The sequence below is a fragment of the Ruegeria sp. YKSD163 genome, from assembly GCF_059612905.1.
In genome coordinates, this window is the sequence record NZ_JBXWRM010000009.1 from 185,442 (window position 1) to 204,647 (window position 19,206).

The 19,206-nt window shown below is 61.7% G+C and carries 18 protein-coding genes; 11 read left to right on the forward strand and 7 right to left on the reverse strand.

Features of this window, described 5'->3' with window-relative positions; all coding sequences use genetic code 11:
- Positions 1-63 precede the first annotated feature (63 nt).
- From dnaN to AC2FNA_RS13845, 3 genes are read left to right on the forward strand one after another with little or no spacing between them, the layout of a single operon-like run.
- Positions 64-1,182: a DNA polymerase III subunit beta gene (gene dnaN, locus AC2FNA_RS13835; protein WP_234145237.1), complete on the forward strand. Its 1,119-nt coding sequence runs from the start codon at positions 64-66 to the stop codon at positions 1,180-1,182.
- Positions 1,183-1,241: 59 nt separating this feature from the next.
- A complete protein-coding gene (gene recF / locus AC2FNA_RS13840) occupies positions 1,242-2,342 on the forward strand; it encodes a DNA replication/repair protein RecF (RefSeq protein WP_496827451.1) in 1,101 nt (366 codons plus the stop codon).
- Positions 2,339-2,959, forward strand: coding sequence for a LysE family translocator (locus AC2FNA_RS13845; protein WP_496827453.1), 621 nt, complete (start codon positions 2,339-2,341; stop codon positions 2,957-2,959). Before recF ends, AC2FNA_RS13845 begins: the two co-directional genes overlap by 4 nt.
- Here the strand turns inward: AC2FNA_RS13845 and AC2FNA_RS13850 are convergent.
- Positions 2,952-3,539, reverse strand: a complete 588-nt coding sequence (locus AC2FNA_RS13850; RefSeq protein WP_496827455.1) for a TetR/AcrR family transcriptional regulator — start codon at positions 3,537-3,539, stop codon at positions 2,952-2,954. The genes AC2FNA_RS13845 and AC2FNA_RS13850 overlap by 8 nt on opposite strands.
- Before the next feature lie 106 nt (positions 3,540-3,645).
- Here AC2FNA_RS13850 and AC2FNA_RS13855 point away from each other — a divergent pair, with 106 nt between their 5' ends.
- The 7 genes from AC2FNA_RS13855 to amaB all read left to right on the forward strand — a co-directional run bounded on the left by AC2FNA_RS13855 (position 3,646) and on the right by amaB (position 12,380).
- Positions 3,646-4,239 carry an NAD(P)H-dependent oxidoreductase gene (locus AC2FNA_RS13855; RefSeq protein WP_496827457.1) on the forward strand — a complete coding sequence of 198 codons (594 nt, stop codon included), beginning with the start codon at positions 3,646-3,648 and terminating at the stop codon, positions 4,237-4,239.
- 84 nt (positions 4,240-4,323) lie between these two features.
- Positions 4,324-6,741 (forward strand): DNA topoisomerase (ATP-hydrolyzing) subunit B, encoded by a 2,418-nt coding sequence (gene gyrB, locus AC2FNA_RS13860; protein WP_496827459.1) that lies wholly within the window; start codon positions 4,324-4,326, stop codon positions 6,739-6,741.
- A gap of 381 nt (positions 6,742-7,122) precedes the next feature.
- Positions 7,123-8,106, forward strand: coding sequence for an NAD(P)H-quinone oxidoreductase (locus tag AC2FNA_RS13865; RefSeq protein ID WP_496827461.1), 984 nt, complete (start codon positions 7,123-7,125; stop codon positions 8,104-8,106).
- 69 nt (positions 8,107-8,175) lie between these two features.
- Positions 8,176-9,159: a quinone oxidoreductase family protein gene (locus tag AC2FNA_RS13870; RefSeq protein WP_496827463.1), complete on the forward strand. Its 984-nt coding sequence runs from the start codon at positions 8,176-8,178 to the stop codon at positions 9,157-9,159.
- A 52-nt stretch (positions 9,160-9,211) separates the two neighbouring features.
- Positions 9,212-9,640 carry an Lrp/AsnC family transcriptional regulator gene (locus AC2FNA_RS13875; RefSeq protein WP_234140441.1) on the forward strand — a complete coding sequence of 143 codons (429 nt, stop codon included), beginning with the start codon at positions 9,212-9,214 and terminating at the stop codon, positions 9,638-9,640.
- Between the two features lie 115 nt (positions 9,641-9,755).
- The gene (locus tag AC2FNA_RS13880; RefSeq protein WP_496827465.1) at positions 9,756-10,862 is read left to right on the forward strand and encodes a saccharopine dehydrogenase family protein; all 1,107 of its coding nucleotides are present in this window, start codon (positions 9,756-9,758) and stop codon (positions 10,860-10,862) included.
- Positions 10,863-10,865: 3 nt separating this feature from the next.
- Positions 10,866-12,380: an L-piperidine-6-carboxylate dehydrogenase gene (gene amaB, locus AC2FNA_RS13885; protein ID WP_496827467.1), complete on the forward strand. Its 1,515-nt coding sequence runs from the start codon at positions 10,866-10,868 to the stop codon at positions 12,378-12,380.
- 121 nt (positions 12,381-12,501) lie between these two features.
- On the opposite strand, the gene AC2FNA_RS13890 is transcribed toward amaB, so the two are convergent.
- The 5 genes from AC2FNA_RS13890 to ugpB all read right to left on the reverse strand — a co-directional run bounded on the left by AC2FNA_RS13890 (position 12,502) and on the right by ugpB (position 17,620).
- The gene (locus AC2FNA_RS13890) at positions 12,502-13,440 is read right to left on the reverse strand and encodes a glycerophosphodiester phosphodiesterase (RefSeq protein ID WP_496827469.1); all 939 of its coding nucleotides are present in this window, start codon (positions 13,438-13,440) and stop codon (positions 12,502-12,504) included.
- Positions 13,437-14,492, reverse strand: a complete 1,056-nt coding sequence (locus AC2FNA_RS13895; RefSeq protein WP_496827471.1) for a sn-glycerol-3-phosphate import ATP-binding protein UgpC — start codon at positions 14,490-14,492, stop codon at positions 13,437-13,439. The genes AC2FNA_RS13890 and AC2FNA_RS13895 overlap by 4 nt, the downstream gene beginning before the upstream one ends.
- A 10-nt stretch (positions 14,493-14,502) precedes the next feature.
- Positions 14,503-15,354 carry a sn-glycerol-3-phosphate ABC transporter permease UgpE gene (gene ugpE / locus AC2FNA_RS13900; protein ID WP_496827473.1) on the reverse strand — a complete coding sequence of 284 codons (852 nt, stop codon included), beginning with the start codon at positions 15,352-15,354 and terminating at the stop codon, positions 14,503-14,505.
- The gene (gene ugpA / locus AC2FNA_RS13905; protein WP_496827475.1) at positions 15,354-16,235 is read right to left on the reverse strand and encodes a sn-glycerol-3-phosphate ABC transporter permease UgpA; all 882 of its coding nucleotides are present in this window, start codon (positions 16,233-16,235) and stop codon (positions 15,354-15,356) included. The genes ugpE and ugpA overlap by 1 nt, the downstream gene beginning before the upstream one ends.
- A gap of 83 nt (positions 16,236-16,318) precedes the next feature.
- A complete protein-coding gene (ugpB, locus tag AC2FNA_RS13910) occupies positions 16,319-17,620 on the reverse strand; it encodes a sn-glycerol-3-phosphate ABC transporter substrate-binding protein UgpB (protein WP_496827477.1) in 1,302 nt (433 codons plus the stop codon).
- A gap of 149 nt (positions 17,621-17,769) precedes the next feature.
- Between ugpB and AC2FNA_RS13915 the strand changes: the two genes are divergently transcribed.
- Positions 17,770-18,699, forward strand: a complete 930-nt coding sequence (locus AC2FNA_RS13915; protein WP_496827479.1) for a LysR substrate-binding domain-containing protein — start codon at positions 17,770-17,772, stop codon at positions 18,697-18,699.
- Positions 18,700-18,823: 124 nt separating this feature from the next.
- On the opposite strand, the gene AC2FNA_RS13920 is transcribed toward AC2FNA_RS13915, so the two are convergent.
- Positions 18,824-19,206: hypothetical protein (locus AC2FNA_RS13920; protein ID WP_496827481.1), on the reverse strand; the 383-nt coding region annotated here is incomplete at its 5' end.

The following is a 19,206-nucleotide window of genomic DNA, read 5'->3' on the forward strand; positions in this document are numbered from 1 at the left end:
CCTTGTGTCGAAGGGGGAACCCGCTAGTTTGCCCTTCCCGGCCCATTCGGAGGATGAAGGGACATGAAGATCAGCATCGAACGCGGCGCCCTGCTCAAGGCCGTTGCGCAAGCGCAATCGGTTGTAGAGCGCCGGAACACGATCCCGATCCTCGCAAATGTGCTGATCGAGGCCGAGGGCGAAGGGGTCCAGTTCCGCGCCACCGACCTGGATATCGAAGTGGTCGACAAGGCGCCCGCGATGATTGAACGGCCTGGTGCCACCACCGTTTCTGCTACCACGTTGCACGAGATCGTGCGCAAGCTGCCGGACGGAGCGCTGGTCACCCTTACCGCAGATGCGGCGGCGGGCCGGTTGACCGTCGATGCCGGTCGCTCGAACTTCTCGCTTGCCACCTTGCCGCGCGAGGATTTCCCGGTGATGGCGTCGTCGGAGTATCAGTCGAATTTTACCGCCAACGCTGCGGTTCTGCGGCGTCTGTTTGACAAGTCGAAATTCGCCATCTCGACCGAAGAGACACGCTATTACCTGAACGGCGTCTACATGCATGTGGCCGATGGCGATGGCGGCAAGGTGCTGCGCTGCGTGGCCACCGATGGTCATCGGCTGGCCCGGATCGACGCGGACCTGCCGGCAGGTGCGACGGACATGCCCGGCGTCATCGTGCCTCGCAAGACCGTGGGCGAACTGCGCAAGTTGCTGGACGATGACGAGATGGACATCGCCGTATCGGTAAGCGAGACCAAGGTCCGCTTTGCCACGCCCGACATCACGCTGACCTCCAAGGTGATCGACGGCACCTTCCCCGACTATACACGCGTGATCCCGCAGGCGAATACAAGGCGGCTCGAAGTGGATGCCTCGGAATTCGCCAAGGCAGTGGACCGGGTCGCCACCGTCAGTTCGGAGCGCTCGCGCGCGGTCAAGCTGCAACTCGAAGAGGACAAGCTGGTCTTGTCGGTAAATGCACCCGACAGCGGCGCGGCGGAAGAGGAACTGGCGGTCGCCTATGGCGACGAGCGGCTGGAAATCGGTTTCAACGCGAAATACCTGCTGGAAATCGCCAGCCAGGTGGATCGCGAAAACGCGGTGTTCCTGTTCAACTCTTCGGGGGATCCGACCCTGATGCGCGAAGGCAATGATCAGAGCGCGGTCTACGTGGTCATGCCGATGCGCGTCTGATCGCGCTGACGCGCGATGCCTCCGGCGGAGGTATTTTCGAACAGAAGAAGGGAGGGGTCATGGCACTGGCCCTGACCGCAGTCACGATCTCGCATTTCCGGTCGCATCGAATGTTGCGGTTGAGGCTGGACGCGCGGCCCGTGGCGATCCATGGGCCCAACGGTGCGGGCAAGACCAATATCCTGGAGGCGGTGTCGATGTTCTCGCCCGGGCGCGGCATGCGCCGGGCCAGCGCCGCCGAGATGACCCGGCGCCCCGAAGCGCTGGGTTGGAAGCTGAGCGCCGAGATCGTCGTTGGGGGCGAGCGGCACGAAGTTGAAACCTGGTCCGAGGGCGGCGCTGCGCGGCAGGTGCGGATCGACGACAAGGCGGCCAGCCAGGTGGCGCTGGGCCGATTGGTGCGGATGGTCTGGCTGGTGCCCTCGATGGACCGTTTGTGGATCGAGGGGCCCGAGGGGCGGCGGCGATTCCTGGACCGGATGACCATGAGTTTCGAGCCCGATCATGCCGAAGCAGTGCTGATCTATGAAAAGGCAATGCGCGAGCGCAACCGGTTGCTGCGCGAACAGGTACGGGATGCGCATTGGTATCTTGCGCTGGAAACGCAGATGGCAGCGGCTGGACACCGAATTCACGCTGCGCGCCAGAGCGCCCTGACCGCGTTGGCCGCGGCACAGACCCAGGCCGAAACCGCCTTTCCGGTAGCCGATCTGGAACTGACCCAGACCGAAGGTGCCTTGCCGGAAAGCGAGGGTGATCTGCGCGAGGCATTGGCCGAAAGCAGGTTTCGCGATCTGGCGGCAGGGCGCACATTGGTTGGACCGCATCGCAGTGACCTGTACGGTGTCTATGCCGCCAAGGGGGTGCCCGCGAGTGATTGTTCGACCGGCGAGCAGAAAGCACTGTTGGTCTCGCTGATCCTGGCCAATGCGCGCGCCCTGGCCCAACAGGTGGGGGCGCCGCCCGTGCTGCTGTTGGACGAGATCGCGGCGCATCTGGATGCGGACCGCCGCGCTGCGCTCTATGACGAGATTTGCGCTTTGGGCGCGCAGGCCTGGATGACCGGTACCGGGCCTGAACTGTTTGCCGAACTCGGCACGCGAGCGCAGACCATTGCGTTGGTCGAGCATGGCGGTGAATCGGAGGCGGTAGAGACATGACGCTGTCGGCAATTGACCTGGCACTTTATGCGGGGGCTGTTTTCGTGCTGTTCCTGACGCCTGGGCCGGTTTGGCTGGCATTGACGGCGCGTACCCTGTCGGGCGGATTTCAGGCGGCCTGGCCTCTGACGCTAGGCGTCGTGGTGGGCGATAGCCTGTGGCCTGTTCTGGCGGTTCTGGGCATCGGCTGGATCACGGCTGCCTCGACCCAGATTGCGCTGGTGCTCAAGGTGGTTGCGGTGCTGGTCTTTGTCACCTTGGGGATCGTCACGATCCGCAACGCAGATCGGACCATCGCCAATGACAACCGGTTGACCCGGCCTGGTATCTGGGCCGGGTTTCTGGCGGGGCTGGTGGTGATCCTGGGGAACCCCAAGGCGGTGTTGTTCTATATGGGGATTTTGCCGGGCTTCTTTGATCTGTCCGATATCACCACCACCGACCTTGTCGCCATCGTGGCGGTGTCTCAGGTGGTACCACTGGTGGGCAACCTGATGCTGGCGGCCTTTGTCGATCGGGTGCGGCGGGTGCTGAGTTCGCCCAGCGCATTGAGACGGATGAACCTGACGGCAGGAGCCATGCTGATCGTGGTGGGGTTGATCCTGCCCTTTACGTGATCAGCCAGGCGGCCAGAAAGGGATGCAAGGCCTCGGCGGGCGTTCCGGTGGCCTGATCCGCCTGACAGAAACGGATCGCGATGACCTGGTTGAGAAAGGCCTGAATGCCTTCGGCCAGCAGAGCGGGGGGATGGTCATCGCGAATTGCGCCCGTCGCCTGCATACTGGCGATCCAACCCGACCAGAGGTCGATTTGACGATAAAATCCCTCTGTCACCACCTCGTCCCGTTCGGCGCCGGTGGAGCCGGAATAGCGCAGCAGCAAGTCAAAGATCACCCGGTCACTGGCCACGAAATCCAGCAGGGGGGACAATCGCTCCATCAATTGGGGCAGGCCCTCGGGGCGGGTGGCGGCCGCCATGTCGTCGATCAGGCGCATCACCTCGGCGCCGATCAGAACGGCCAACAATCCATCCTTGTCATTGAAATGCGAGAACAACGTGCCCTTGGCGACGCCGGCGGCCTCGACCACGTCTTCGACCCGCAGCCCGCCATATCCATGCGCTTGGATCAGGCGCGCGGCCTCTGCCAGCAGGCGGGCGCGGGTTTCCAGGCGGCGTTTCTGCGGTGGGCGGGTCATGGGTATCCTTTCAAAAAGTTGACCGTGGTCAATAATAAATGTTGACCATGGTCAATTTTGACGTATGTAAATTGACCAAGGTCACTTTTGCAGAGGGTCTGCGCAAATGTCTACTCGGAAAATCATCGTTCTCAACGGCCATCCGGGCCAAACGTCGCTGTCGAAATCACTGTGCGAGGCCTATGCAGGGGCGGCACGCGACGGTGGGCACCAAGTACGCTATCATGATCTGTCCCAGATGCGTTTCGATATGGATTACGGCGAGGGTGGATATGAAAACACCAAGCCGCTGGAGCCCGAGTTGGAGGCGTTTCTGGCCGATCTTGAATGGGCTGAGCACGTGGTTTTGGCCACACCGCTCTGGTGGGGTGCGATCCCGGCCAAGCTGAAAGGGCTGTTTGACCGTGTGCTGCTGCCGGGGCGGGCCTTTGACACCCGCAACACCAATTTCTTGGGCCTTCCGGCGCCGTTGCTCAAGGGGCGCACGGCGCGGGTGCTGATGACGTCGGACACCCCGGCGATGCTGTTGGGGCTGTTTTACTCGAATGCCATCAAGAAGGTTCTGGCCCGTCAGATCCTGGGTTTCGTCGGGATCAAGCCGGCCCGTTTCTCGACATTTGCTCCCGCCACCGGTGCCGAGGGCGACCGGGTCCGGAAATGGCTGTGCAAGGCGGCGCAGATGGGCGCGAAAGCAGCCTGAAACAATTGCCTAAAATCAGGTCCGGGCCGTGACATTCCCCTGCGGGTTTCGTATAAAATCACAAAAATACGAAGGAAGGCGCGAATGTCCGAAATCGAGCAACCCGGAAATGAGTACGGTGCCGATTCCATTAAAGTTCTCAAGGGCTTGGAGGCCGTGCGAAAGCGGCCCGGGATGTATATCGGTGACACCGACGATGGCTCGGGCCTGCATCACATGGTTTATGAGGTCGTCGATAACGGTATCGACGAGGCGCTCGCGGGCCATGCCGACCATGTAACGGTGAAAATTCACGCCGACAGCAGCGTCTCGGTCGCCGACAACGGCCGTGGGATTCCGGTGGATATCCACGCTGAAGAGGGGGTTTCGGCCGCCGAGGTGATCATGACCCAGCTGCATGCGGGCGGCAAGTTCGACAGCAACTCCTACAAGGTGTCGGGCGGCCTGCACGGGGTGGGTGTGTCGGTGGTGAACGCGCTCAGCGATTGGCTGGAGCTGCGCATCTGGCGCCACGGGAAGGAGCATGTCGCCCGGTTCGAGCGTGGCGATACCGTCGAGCATCTACGCGTTGTGGGCGAGTGCGGCGACCGCACCGGGACCGAGGTGCGGTTCCTGGCCTCGACAACCACATTCTCGAACCTCGACTATGTGTTCGAGACGCTGGAAAAGCGCCTGCGCGAACTGGCCTTCCTGAATTCGGGCGTGCGCATTATCCTGATCGACGAGCGCCCGGCCGAACGGTTGGAGACCGAGCTGTTCTATGAAGGCGGCGTGCGCGAGTTCGTCAAATACCTGGACCGCTCGAAAACGCCGGTCATGCCGGTGCCGATCTATTTCAAGGGCGAGCGTGACGATATCGGCGTCGAGATCGCGATGTGGTGGAACGACAGCTATCACGAAACCGTGCTGCCCTTTACCAACAACATCCCGCAGCGCGATGGCGGTACCCATGTCGCAGGCTTTCGCGGCGCGCTGACCCGGACCATCAACAACTATGCCCAGTCGAGCGGCATCGCGAAAAAGGAAAAGATCAACTTTACCGGTGATGACGCACGCGAGGGGCTGACCTGTGTGCTGTCGGTCAAGGTACCCGATCCGAAATTCTCATCTCAGACCAAGGACAAGCTGGTTTCGTCCGAGGTGCGCCCGGCGGTCGAGAACCTGGTGAACGAGAAACTAGCCGAGTGGTTCGAGGAGAACCCCAACGAGGCCAAGCAGATCGTCAGCAAGATCATCGAGGCGGCGCTGGCCCGCGAGGCCGCCCGCAAGGCGCGCGAGCTGACCCGGCGCAAGACAGCGATGGATGTGAATTACCTCGCTGGCAAGCTCAAGGATTGTTCGGAAAAAGACCCGTCCAAGACCGAAGTGTTCCTGGTCGAGGGTGACAGCGCCGGTGGCTCGGCCCAGACGGGGCGCGACCGTCGTACGCAGGCGGTGCTGCCCCTGCGCGGCAAGATCCTGAACGTGGAGCGGGCGCGGTTCGACCGGATGCTGGGCAGTCAGGAGATCGGCAACCTGGTGATGGCGCTGGGTACCGGGATCGGGCGTGACGAGTTCAATATCTCGAAGTTGCGCTACCACAAGATCGTCATCATGACCGATGCCGATGTTGACGGCGCGCATATCCGCACTCTGCTGCTCACCTTCTTCTACCGGCAGATGCCGGAACTGATCGAAGGCGGCTATCTCTACATTGCGCAGCCGCCCCTCTATAAGGTCGCGCGCGGCAAGTCCGAGGTCTATCTCAAGGATCAGGCGGCGCTGGATGACTATCTGATCCAGCAGGGCGTCGAGGGCGCGGTGCTGAAGCTTGGCAATGGCGAAGAGATCGTCGGCCAGGATCTGGCGCGCGTGGTTGACGAGGCGCGGCAGCTGAAACGCGTGCTCGACGCCTTCCCGACCCATTATCCCCGCCACATCCTGGAACAGGCCGCTGTTGCTGGTGCCTTTGTCGCCGGTGCGGTCGACGCCGATCTGCAAGGGGTGGCCGACAAGGTTGCCGCGCGGCTCGACCTGATCGCGCTTGAGTACGAGCGCGGTTGGCTGGGTCGGATCACCCAGGATCACGGTATCCGTTTGGCCCGCATCCTGCGCGGCGTCGAAGAGGTACGGTCTCTGGACGGCCCGATGCTGCGTTCGGGCGAGGCACGCAAGACCGGCAGCTTTACCCGCAGCCTGCAAGAGATCTATACCCAGCCCGCGATGCTGGTGCGCCGCGACCGGACCCAGGCGATTCACGGCCCGCTGACCCTGCTCAAGGCGATTCTTGACGAGGGCGAAAAGGGCCTGACGTTGCAACGTTACAAGGGGTTGGGCGAGATGAACCCGGAGCAGCTGTGGGAAACCACCCTTGATCCTGACGCACGCACACTGTTGCAGGTTCGGGTCAACGACATGGTCGAAGCGGACGATATCTTTACCAAGCTGATGGGTGATTCCGTCGAGCCGCGCCGCGAGTTCATTCAGCAGAACGCGCTGAGTGTCGAAAATCTGGATTTCTGAGACAATGTAGGGATCCCCATAGCGCGGCGGATACCTCAAGGTGCTGCGGCTCGTGCCTCAAGCCCTCTTTGGCTCCTTGCCTCATGATGCCCCGCCGGAAATTGCGGGGCATCTTCTGATTGGCAACCTTCTCCGCAAGACTCGCCGCGCTCGATATTCGCGCTTCGCCTTGCATATGGAAGCAGGTCGCCATCAGCCGGTCATGCGGCAGGCGTGGCTCTGGATCCCGGGTCGCGCCTGTCCCGACATCTGAATGGTGTCGCACGCAGCGCGTCTTGGGCCGGGACGGGCTGTCGCAACCATTGGGTTGCGGCGCCTTTGCTGTTTGCCTGCTGCCGTCCGGATGCTAGGCAATTGGAAAGATCAGGAGGAATGCAGTCCATGACAGAGATGATGCGTGCGGTTGAAATCTCCCGCCCAGGCGGACCCGAGGTCTTGCAGCTTACCCAGCGCCCCGTGCCGCAGCCGGGCCATGGGCAGGTGGTGATCAAGGTCGCCTATGCCGGCGTGAACCGACCCGACGCGTTGCAGCGGGCGGGGGCCTATGATCCACCACCCGGCGCCAGTGACCTGCCAGGGTTGGAATGTTCGGGAGAAGTGGTCGCCGTGGGTCCGGGTGCAGAAGATGTTGCCGTGGGCGACAAGGTCTGTGCCCTGCTGCCCGGCGGCGGCTATGCCGACTATGTGGTCACGCCCGCCGCACATTGCCTGCCGGTGCCGCAGGGCATGGCCCTGCGCGAGGCGGCCTGCTTGCCCGAGACCTTTTTCACTGTCTGGTCCAATGTGTTTACCCGTGGCGGGCTCAAGGCGGGCGAGCGGTTTCTCGTGCATGGCGGGTCCAGCGGCATCGGCACCACAGCGATCCAGTTGGCGCATGCCTTTGGCGCGCGGGTCTTTGCTACCGCTGGATCGGATGAAAAATGCCGCGCCTGCCTCGACCTGGGCGCCGAGCGGGCGATCAACTATCGTGACGAGGATTTCGTCAAGGTCATGCGGGCCGAGGGCGGCGCCGACCTGATCCTCGACATGGTGGGCGGCGACTATATCCCGCGCAACGTCAAGGCGCTGGCCGAGGATGGACGACTGGTGCAGATCGCTTTCCTGCAAGGGCCTGTGGTCGAGCTGAACTTTGCCCTGATGATGGTCAAGCGGCTGACCCTGACCGGCAGCACCCTGCGCCCGCAAAGCGATCTGGCCAAGGCCGAGATCGCCCGCGACCTGCGCGAGGCGGTCTGGCCGCTGCTTGACGCGGGGCGGGTTGCACCGGTCATGGATAGCGAGTTCGACTTGAGCGAGGCCGCCGCCGCCCATGCGCGGATGGAAAGCTCGGGCCATATCGGCAAGATCGTTCTCAAGGTCGCCTGAAATCCCGCCCGTCCGGCTTGTCCCGGCGGGCGCGCCTGCTAGGGTTATTCCGAACGAGGGAGGACCCAGATGAGCGAGACGGCGAAAACCGTGGTGATCGAGGCCTTTGGCGGCCCCGAGGTTCTGCAATTGCGTGACCTACCAGTAGGGGATCCGGGGCCGGGCGAACTGCGCATCCGGCATCACGCCTGCGGGCTGAACTTTATCGACGTCTATCAGCGCACTGGCTTGTATCCCCTGGCGCTGCCTCACGCGCTGGGGATGGAGGCTGCCGGTGTCGTCGAGGCGGTGGGCGAGGGGGTCACCCATCTGAAACCGGGCGACCGGGCCGCTTATGCCGCCGCTCCTCCGGGGGCCTATACCGAGGCGCGGGTGATGCCGGCGGCGCAGGTCTGCCCGCTGCCTGACGAAATCTCCTTCGATCAGGCCGCCGCGATGATGCTCAAGGGGTTGACGGTCGACTACCTCTTCCATCGGACCACACCTTTGTCGCGGGGCGATACCGTACTGTTCCATGCGGCGGCGGGCGGCGTTGGCCTGATCGCCTGCCAATGGGCAAAATCCGAAGGCATCACGCTGATCGGCACCGCCGGCAGCGACGAGAAATGCGCGCTGGCCAAGGCGCATGGCGCCACCCATGTCATCAACTACCGGACCGAAAATTTCACCGATCGGGTACGAGAGCTGACCGATGGCAAGGGTGTCGACGTAGTGATGGATTCGATCGGGGCAGACACGTTCGAAGGCTCGCTGGACTGTCTGAAACCGCTGGGCATGATGATTTCCTTTGGCAATGCCTCGGGACCGGTGCCGCCGATCAGCATCGGTATTCTGGGACAGAAAGGCAGTCTGAAGATTACCCGCCCGACGCTCTTTACCCATATCGCCGACCATGCCGCCTGTCAGGCGATGGCACGGCGGCTGTTTGGCAAGGTGACCGGTGGCGAGGTCAAGATCCGGATCGACCAGCGCTTCCCGCTGGATCGGGTGGCCGATGCCCATCGCGCACTTGAAGCGCGCCAGACCACTGGCAGCACCATTCTGGAACTGTAAACCACACGTGATAATCCTTGCGCCGCCCCATCCGGCGGGGCAAGGAAGTGGCATGGATCAGCTTGACCGTCAGATCGTCGCGGCGCTGCAACACAATGCGCGCGAATCGACCACCAAGATCGCCGCGCGCTTGGGCGTGGCCCGCACCACCGTGCATGAACGCATCACCCGGATGGAGGCGCGCGGCGTGATCGCGGGCTATTCCGTGGTGCTGCGTGAGCCCCAGGATGAAAGCAAGGTTCAGGTGGTCGTGTTGCTGGAAGTGCAGCAGAAAGAGACCACGCGCATCGTCAAGCGGCTCGAATCCTATCCCGAGATCAAGCTCTGCCTGTCGATCAATGGCGAATACGACCTGCTGCTCTCGGCCGAGGCCCCCCGGATCGAGGATCTGGATATTCTGGTCGACGAAGTTGGGGCCATTCCCGGCATCCTGCGCACCAATACATTTGTGGTGTTCGGGCGCCGGATCGACCGAACCTGACATAATGACAAGAATGCCGTCACAATAGCGGATATCCGAGTCGTTTCGACACTCTGCTCCCTACAGATCGAACAGCCGCCACGCCATCCTGATGTCAGTATCAAGGAGACGTGCCATGCGCTGGAATATTTGTGTCGTCGGGGCCGGGAAGATCGGCCAGATGATCGCCGCTTTGCTCAAGACTTCATCCCATTACTCGGTCACCGTGGCAGATCACGATCTGGCCGCGCTGGCGGTGCTGAATCGGATGGGGGTTGCCACCAAACAGGTGGATGCCAAGGATGAGGCCGGGCTGGCCAAGGCGCTGGGCGGGTCCGATGCAGTGATTTCGGCTGCGCCTTTCTTTCTGACGCCGGTCATAGCCAAGGCGGCCAAGGTCGCCGGGGCTCATTACTTTGACCTGACCGAGGATGTGGCCGCCACCAATGCGGTGCGTACCCTGGCCGAAGACAGCCAGACCGCCTTTATGCCTCAATGCGGTTTGGCACCGGGTTTTGTCGGCATCGCAGGGGCGGCGCTGGCGGCTGAATTCGACGAGATCGACAGCCTGCATATGCGGGTGGGGGCGCTGCCGCTCTATCCGACCAATGCGCTGAAATACAACCTGACCTGGTCCACCGACGGTCTGATCAACGAATACTGCAATCCTTGCGATGCCATCGTGAATGGCCAACTGGTCAAGACCGCGCCGCTGGAGGATTACGAGGTCCTCGGTCATGACGGGGTGGAATATGAATGTTTCAACACCTCGGGCGGGCTGGGCACGCTGCCCGAGACGCTGGACGGCAAGGCGCGCTCGGTCTCGTACCGCTCGATCCGCTATCCGGGGCACCGCGATATCCTGCGCCTGCTGCTGAACGATCTGGGGCTGGAGCGTCGCCGCGATCTGCTCAAGGACATTTTCGAAACGGCGTTGCCGCGCACCGATCAGGACGTGGTGCTGGTTTATTGCACCGCCAAGGGGCGGATCGGCGGCCAGCTGCGCGAAAAGAGCCTGATCAACAAGTCCTACTCCCGCGTCATCGACGGTCAGGTCTGGAGCGCGATCCAGGTCACCACCGCCGCCGGCGTGCTGGGCGTGGTCGACCTGATGCGGACCGGAACGCTGCCCGCCAAGGGGTTCGTCCGGCAAGAGCAGGTCAAGTTCGCCGATTTCCTCGAAACCGAATTCGGCCGCCTTTATCGGGCGGGCGATCTGACCGCACAAAACAAGGCCGCTTGAGACATGAAAGATATCGTCATGACCGCTGAAACCGTGATGCAGCAACTGGGCCTGGGCGCCGCCGACCTGACCGGAGGCAGCATCCGCGTAACCTCTCCGATTGATGGCCGGTTGCTGGGCGAGGTGCACGAAACGCCGTTGTCCGAAATGGGTGCGGTGCTGGATCGGGCCAAATCGGCCTTCAAGATCTGGCGAAGTGTGCCGGCACCGCGCCGGGGCGAGTTGATCCGCCTGCTGGGCGAAGAACTGCGCGCCTCGAAAGAGGCGCTGGGCGCGCTGGTCAGTTGGGAGGCGGGCAAGATCACCTCCGAAGGGTTAGGCGAAGTGCAGGAGATGATCGACATCTGCGATTTCGCCGTTGGCCTGTCGCGGCAGCTTTATGGCCTGACCATCGCCAGCGAGCGCCCAGGACACCGAATGATGGAAACCTGGCACCCGGCCGGACCGGTCGGCGTGATCTCGGCGTTCAACTTTCCCGTTGCGGTCTGGTCGTGGAACGCGGCGCTGGCGATCGTCTGCGGCGATCCGGTGATCTGGAAACCGTCAGAAAAGACTCCGCTGACCGCGCTGGCCTGTCAGAAGATCTTTGACAGGGCAGTCGCTCGGTTTGGCGATGCGCCCGAGGGACTGTTGCAGACCCTGATCGGCGGTGCCGACCTGGGCAAGGCATTGGTCGAGAGCGAGGACGTGCCGATCATCTCGGCCACCGGTTCGACCCGCATGGGTCGCGCCGTGGCGCCCATCGTGGCGGCGCGTTTCGGCAAATGCATCCTGGAGTTGGGCGGCAATAACGCGATGATCGTCGGCCCCTCGGCCGATCTGGAAATGGCGGTTCGCGCCATCGTGTTCTCGGCGGTGGGAACCGCGGGTCAGCGCTGTACCACGCTGCGCCGCCTGATCGCGCATAACTCGATCAAGGACGAGTTGGTCGCGCGTTTGAAGAAGGCCTATGCAGGATTGCCCATCGGCAATCCGCTGGCCGAGGCAACGCTGATCGGGCCACTGGTGGACGAGGCATCGGGGAAAGCCATGATCGCAGCGCTGAAATCGGCCGAATCCGAGGGTGGCGTCGTTTTTGGGGGTGTCCGCGTCACCGAGGGCGTGCCTGAGGGCGGTGTCTACATGCAACCCGCTATCGTCGAGATGCCGGGGCAGAGCGCCACAGTAAAGACCGAAACCTTCGCCCCGATCCTTTATGTGATGGGCTATGACGATTTCGAAGAGGCGGTCGCGATTCAGAACGACGTACCGCAAGGCCTTAGCTCCTGCGTGTTCACGCTGAACATGCGCGAGGCCGAGCAATTCCTGTCGGCGTCCGGCTCGGATTGCGGGATTGCCAACGTCAACATCGGCCCGTCGGGCGCGGAGATTGGCGGGGCATTTGGCGGAGAAAAAGAGACCGGTGGTGGCCGCGAAAGCGGTTCGGACGCCTGGAAGGCATATATGCGGCGGCAGACCAACACGGTGAACTATTCCGCTGAACTGCCGCTGGCGCAGGGGGTGAAGTTCGACATTTGAACCGAAACCAATCCAGCCCCGCGTTGCAGCGGGGCTGGAACTTTTCATCGTTGTTTTCCGGACCGGAAAACGACCCGGAAAATTCGAGAATTTTCCGAAGCGGAATTCTTGCAGAATTCCGTCAGTTCCAGGTCAGCCCCATATCAATCAGAACCCGTTGCGTCCGACCCGGGTAATCGGTCACGATCCCATCGACCCCGGTCGCGGCCAGCCGCCTTATGTCGTCGGTTTCGTTGACGGTCCAGGTGAGCACCGACAGACCCAGATCATGGGCCTCGGCCACCAATTCGGGCGTCACGTCCAGATAATAGGGACACCACAGCTGGCCCCCGGCAACCGCGACGGTCTGCGGCAAGGTTGTGGTCAGTCCTTGGTAGTCGGGTCCGACCGATTTAGCCGAATCCTCTCCCGGGTCATCCGCATTTTCCGGCAGTTGTGAGAGGTATGACGTCGGCAGATCCGGCGCCTGCCTGCGGCATTCGTCCAGTAGTGCCCAGTCAAAACTGTGCATCACTGTGCGTGGTTCCATCCGGTAGCGTCGGACATCGCTTACCGCTGCGGCCACCAGATCGGCCCGCGCGGCGTCGTCGCGCATCAGCGCAGGATCCGATTTCAGTTCCAGCAGCAGATAGGGTGCGTTCTCGCCATGGCTTGCGCAAAGGTCGAGCAGGTCGCAAAGCCGGGGTACGCGTATGCCGCTAAGAAAGGCCTGATCGGGAAAGCGTTGGCCATAGGCGGTCCGGCCGTCGAGGCCGCCGACATCCAGGGCCCGGATCTCGGCAAAAGTCATCTCGGCGACCTTCCGCTCCGCGCCCGTAAGCCACCGGCCTTGCGCATCGCGTGTCGCCGAATTGGCGAGGTGATGGTTATGGGTCACGACCGGCACGCCGTCAGCTGTCATCACCACGTCGAATTCAAGCACCTGAACCCCGGTGGCGAGCGTGAAGGAGAAGCCTTCGAGCGTGTTCTCCGGCATCACCCCGCGCGCACCGCGATGCCCGATGACGCGCACCACGCCTGCGCCGCCGCGAAGCCCAGAAAGTTGGGCAAACGTGCTCATGCTTTGATCCGCTTTCCGGTTTCGGGATCGAAAAGGTGCAGGCTGTCAGCCGTCGGGGTGAACCCCATCACCGATCCAGCAGCCGCCGACATGTGACCGGGCATGCTGACCACCATTTCTGTCTCGGTTCCGTCAAGTTGGCCGTGCAGCAGCGAGTTTGCGCCCAGCTGTTCAACCAACTCCACACGTACCCGCACCGGCCCGTCATCGTCGGGCAACAGGTGTTCGGGCCGTAGTCCCAGCGTGACCGCCCCCTGCGCCGTGCCAGCCCCCGCGATCCGGGCGCCATTGGCCAGGGTGACGGAACCTTCGGCGGCGGTGGCAGGCAGAAAGTTCATCGCCGGGCTGCCGATGAAGCCGGCGACAAAGGTCGTCGCGGGGCGGTCATAAAGCTCGATCGGCGTGCCGAACTGCTCCACGTAACCGCCATTCAGCACCATCAACCGGTCGCCCAGTGTCATCGCCTCGACCTGATCGTGAGTGACATAGATCGAGGTCACCCCAAGACGCTGTTGCAGCTTGCGGATTTCCAGCCGCATCTGCACCCTCAGTTTGGCGTCAAGGTTCGACAGCGGCTCGTCGAACAAGAACACCTGGGGGTTGCGCACGATGGCGCGGCCCATGGCGACCCTCTGCCGCTGGCCGCCCGACAGCTGCCGCGGCTTGCGATCCAGATAGGGGCGCAGCTCCAGGATATCGGCGGCCTCTTCGACCCGGCGGGCGATCTCGTCCTTGGATATCTTCCGGATCTTGAGGCCATAGGCCATGTTCTCGCGCACCGACATATGCGGGTAGAGCGCATAGTTCTGGAACACCATGGCGATATCGCGGTCGGCGGGCTCCAGCTGGTTGACCACGCGATCACCGATGCTGATCTGGCCGGCGGTGACGGTTTCGAGCCCGGCGACCATGCGCAACAGAGTCGACTTGCCACAGCCCGACGGACCGACAATGACGATGAATTCGCCATCTTCGATCTGGCCCGCCACATGGTGGAGGACCTCGGTGTCGCCATAGGCCTTTACGAGATTGTCGAGAGTGATGGATGCCATGGTCTTGTGCCTATTTGTCGGTCTCTGTCAGGCCCTGAACAAAGAGCTTTTGCATTGCGACCACCACGAAGACCGGCGGCAGCATCGCCAGCAGCGCGGTCATCATGATGATGTTCCATTGCGGGGACTGTTCCGCCGCCTCAAGCATCTGCTTGATGCTCATCACGATGGTGGTCATGTCGGTGTCGGTGGTGATCAGCAACGGCCACAGATACTGGTTCCAGCCATAGATGAAGAGGATCACGAACAGCGCCGCGATATTGGTGCGCGACAGCGGGATCAGGATATCCCAGAAAAAGCGCAGCGGCCCGGCCCCGTCGATCCGCGCGCTTTCCAGCATCTCGTCGGGGATGGTCAGAAACACCTGGCGGAACATGAACGTTGCCGTGGCCGAGGCAATCAGCGGGATCGAAAGGCCCCAATAGCTGTTGAGCATACCCAGGTCGGCCACCACTTCGAACGTGGGCAGGATCCGCACCTCGACCGGCAGCATCAGGGTGACGAAGATCAGCCAGAAAAAGAACATGCGGAAGGGAAACTTGAAATAGACGATGGCAAAGGCCGAGATCAACGATATCGCGATCTTGCCGAGCGCGATCATCATCGCCATTGCAAGGCTGTTGAGCAGCATCCGCCAGACCGGGGCGGTCTCGCTGCCGCTCAGGCCAGAGCCAAAGAGGGTCTGGGTGAAATTCTCCCAGAAATGTCCGCCCGGCAGCATCGGGATCGGCGCCTGCGTCATGCGCACCGCGTCATGGGTGGCGGCGACAAAGGTGATCCAGATCGGCAGCGCGACGATGACGATGCCAAGGATCAGAACCAGATGGGTGATGACGTTCAGGATGGGGCGATTTTCGACCATCAGTATTCCACCTTGCGTTCGATATAGCGGAACTGGACCACGGTCATGGCAATGACCAGGATCATCAGGATCACCGATTGTGCCGCCGAACCGCCCAGATCGAGGCCGACAAAGCCGTCGTTATACACCTTGTAGACCAGGATCGTTGTCGAATTGGCCGGCCCGCCCTGGGTCACCGCATGGATGATGCCGAAGGTGTCAAAGAAGGCGTAGACCGCGTTGATCACCAGCAGGAAGAAGGTGGTGGGCGAGATCAGCGGAAAGATGTGATCGACAAAGCGGCGCACCGGTCCGGCGCCGTCTATCGCTGCCGCCTCGATCAGCGAACGCGGGATCGACTGCATGGCGGCGAGATAGAACAGGAAGTTATAGGCAATCTGCTTCCACGCGGCGGCAAAGATAACCAGCATCATCGCCTGGGTGCCATTCAGATAGTGGTTCCAGTCGATCCCGATCATGTCGAGCAGGAAAGGAAAGATGCCCAGTGTCGGGTTGAACATGAACACCCAAAGCGCCCCGGCCAGCACCGGTGCCACAGCATAGGGCCAGATCATCAGCGTACGATAGGTGGTCGCGCCACGCACCACACGGTCGGCGAAACCGGCCAGCACCAGGGCGCTGCCCATGGACAGAACCGCGACGGCGGCCGAGAACAGGATCGTGCGGCCAAAGCTTTGCAGATACTGCTCGTCATCGACCAGCAGCTGGAAATTTTCGAACCAGACGAATTCGGTCGACAGACCGAACGCATCCTCGATCAGGAAAGACTGATAGACCGCCTGACTGGCGGGCCAGATGAAAAAGACCAGCGTGATCAGGATTTGCGGTGCCACCAGCAGATAGGGTAGCAGCGAGCTGGGAAAATGGACACGTTTCAGCATCGGGGTCTCGTCGTCTCAGGGCCGGAAACGGCGGGGCATCCGGCGGGCAGATGCCGCCGGATGCCGGGTCTTGCGGGCTCAGGTCAGTTGGCCGAGCGTTCGAACTTGCGCAGCAGGGTGTTGCCACGTTCGGTTGCCGCCTCCAACGCCTGGGCTGCCGTCTTGTCACCGGCCCAGAGCGCTTCAAGCTCTTCGTTGATCACGTCGCGGACTTGAACGAAATTGCCGAACCGGATCCCGCGCGAATTTGCGGTGGGAGTGTTCAGGCTCAGCTGCTGAATCGCGGTATCGGTTCCGGGGTTGCTTTCATAGAAGCCCTGCTCCTTGGACAGTTCATAGGCGGCGGTGGTGATCGGAACATAACCGGTCTCCTGATGCCACCAGGCCTGCACCTCGGGCGAGGACAGATAGGTCATGAACTTTGCCAGCCCCTTGTATTCCTCGGCATCGTGCCCAGCCAGCGCCCAAAGCGTCGCGCCGCCGATGATCGAGTTCTGCGGCGCATCCGCGACAGCGGTGTCCAGCGGCAGCATGGTCTGGCCGAACTCGAACTGAGCCTGCCCCTTGATCGAGCCGTAATAGGCCGACGAATTCATCCACATGCCGCATTCACCATTGGTGAACATCGGCAGGCTGTCCCCCCGGCGTCCGCCATATTTGAACAGGTTGCCTTCGCTCATCTCTGCGATATCGTCGAGGCGCGCGGCGACCTTTTCATTGTTGAAAGTGAACTCGGTGTCGAACCCGGAAAAACCGTTTTCCTTGGTCCCCATGGCCATGTTGTGCCATGCCGAGTAGTTCTCGATCATGACCCAGGACTGCCAGCCAAAGGAGAAACCGCAGTCCATGCCGCTGTCGACCAGCGCCTGGGCGGCGGTCTTCATGTCGTCCCAGGTTTTCGGCACTTCGACACCGGCGGCCTTGAGCGCGGCAGCATTGTACCACAGGACCGGAGTCGAGCTGTTGAAGGGCATCGACAGCAGCTCGCCTTCCGGCGTCTGATAGTAGGAGATCACGGCCGGCAGATAGTCGGACTTGTCGAACGGCTCGCCGGCGTCGGACATTAGCTGCTCGACGGGATAGATCGCGCCCTTGGCGGCCATCATGGTGGCGGTGCCGACCTCGAAAACCTGCACCAGATGCGGATGTTCCTTGGCGCGGAAGGCGGCCACGGCAGCGGTCATGGTCTCGGTATAGTTTCCCTTGTACGTCGGCACGACCTTGTACTCGGATTGGCTGGCATTGAAGTCGGCGGCGATCTTGTCGACGCGCTCGCCATTGGTGCCACCCATCGCGTGCCACCACTGGATTTCGGTTTGCGCAAAGGCCATGCCGGTCGTCAGGACCAACGCTGATGCGCTCAGTGTCAGGAATTTACAAGTCATATCAACCTCCCGGGGTTCATGGACGGGCGGATGGTTGCGCAGGGAAAAAAATAACTCAAGCAAAAGTTTTATGAACATTCTCATAGTATAATGTTATGGTTGGGTGATCCAAGACTCGATTGCTGCATGCGCAAAGAAAGGGGAAAGTCTTGAATTTCAAGCTCAGACAATTGGAGGCGTTTCGCGCTGTGGCCCAGACGGGCTCGATCACACGTGCAGCGCAGCAATTGGGAATCTCGCAACCCGCCGCGAGCCGGTTGCTTGCGGACTTCTCGGCCTCGGTCGAATTCCCGCTCTTCGTGCGTGAAGGCGGCAGTATGCGCCCGACTCCCGAATCGCGCTATATGCTGGCTGAGATCAATCGTGTCTTCGAGGGCCTCGCCCATCTCGAAGATCTGCGCCACAATCTCAAGGACCGCACCGCAGGCCATCTGCGCATCGCCTGTTTGCCGGGTTTCGCCACAAGCCATCTCCCGAAGGTCCTGACCGCGTTTCTGAAGGACAGGCCGGGCGTTACCGTTACGCTGGAACCCGACAGGCCGGAACGCATCCTGGAATGGATCGTCGGCCAGCAATACGACTGTGCGCTCACAGATGGGTTCTCGGGGCATCCAGCCACCGAGAGTACGGATATACCGATCCGCACCGTCTGTATCCTGCCGCCGGGCCACCCGCTTGCGGAACGCAGCGAGATCACACCGCACGATTTGCGCGGCGAGAAGATCATTCATTCCCGGCGCGACAGCCCGTTCTTTCGGCGTCTGGCGCAGGCTTTCACCGATTGCGAGGTAGAGCTGACCTCGTGGATCGAGGTGCGTCAGTTCACCACCGCCTGCACCATTGTGGCCGAGGGTCAGGGAGCGGCGGTGCTCTCGGCACTGGACGCTGAGCAGTATCGTGACCGGGGTCTGGTGATCCGCCCCTTTGCTCCCCGGATCACGCATCGCCTCTCGCTCTTGCGGCCGGTCACCGGAAGCCTGTCTCCCCTTGTTCTGGATTTCCTGGAAACGTTCACGGCGAGCCTTGCCCCGTTCATCGATCATGGAGAAGGAGAACGCACAACCGGCCGGACCAGATAGGGCGATCCAGCACCGAAACTGCAAGGGATCGCTGGATGAGCGATGGTGGCGCCACAGGCATGGGCATGACGATACATCCGCGACACCACTGTAAGTCACCTGTTTTGCCGGGTCACAGGATGATTTACAGAAGGTTGAACCAGGGCTTTCTTGGAAAACTATTATAAATCAATGACTTTCCCTTGTGTTGAGATTTTTTGTGATTTTTGTATTTTTGTGCTTGCGACTCTTTTTGGTTGGGCCTAGAACCCCCTTCACCGGCGGCGCTGAGGTGCTGCGGACGGGTCGGAGAGACGGCCGGACACGCTGGAGAGACGGCGGCATTCGAGGAATGAGCGGGGCGGGCGCGCTGATAGATTGGCGCATCGGTCTTGTTTTTTGCCTTCGGGTGGCAGTGCTCTTTGACATTGATGGATGACTGAAGAGATATGTGGGCGGTTTGGTTCGTTTCGACGGATTGAAAGTCTGTATATCGCGCTCTTAGCGCTGTGTTTCGTATTTGGGTTG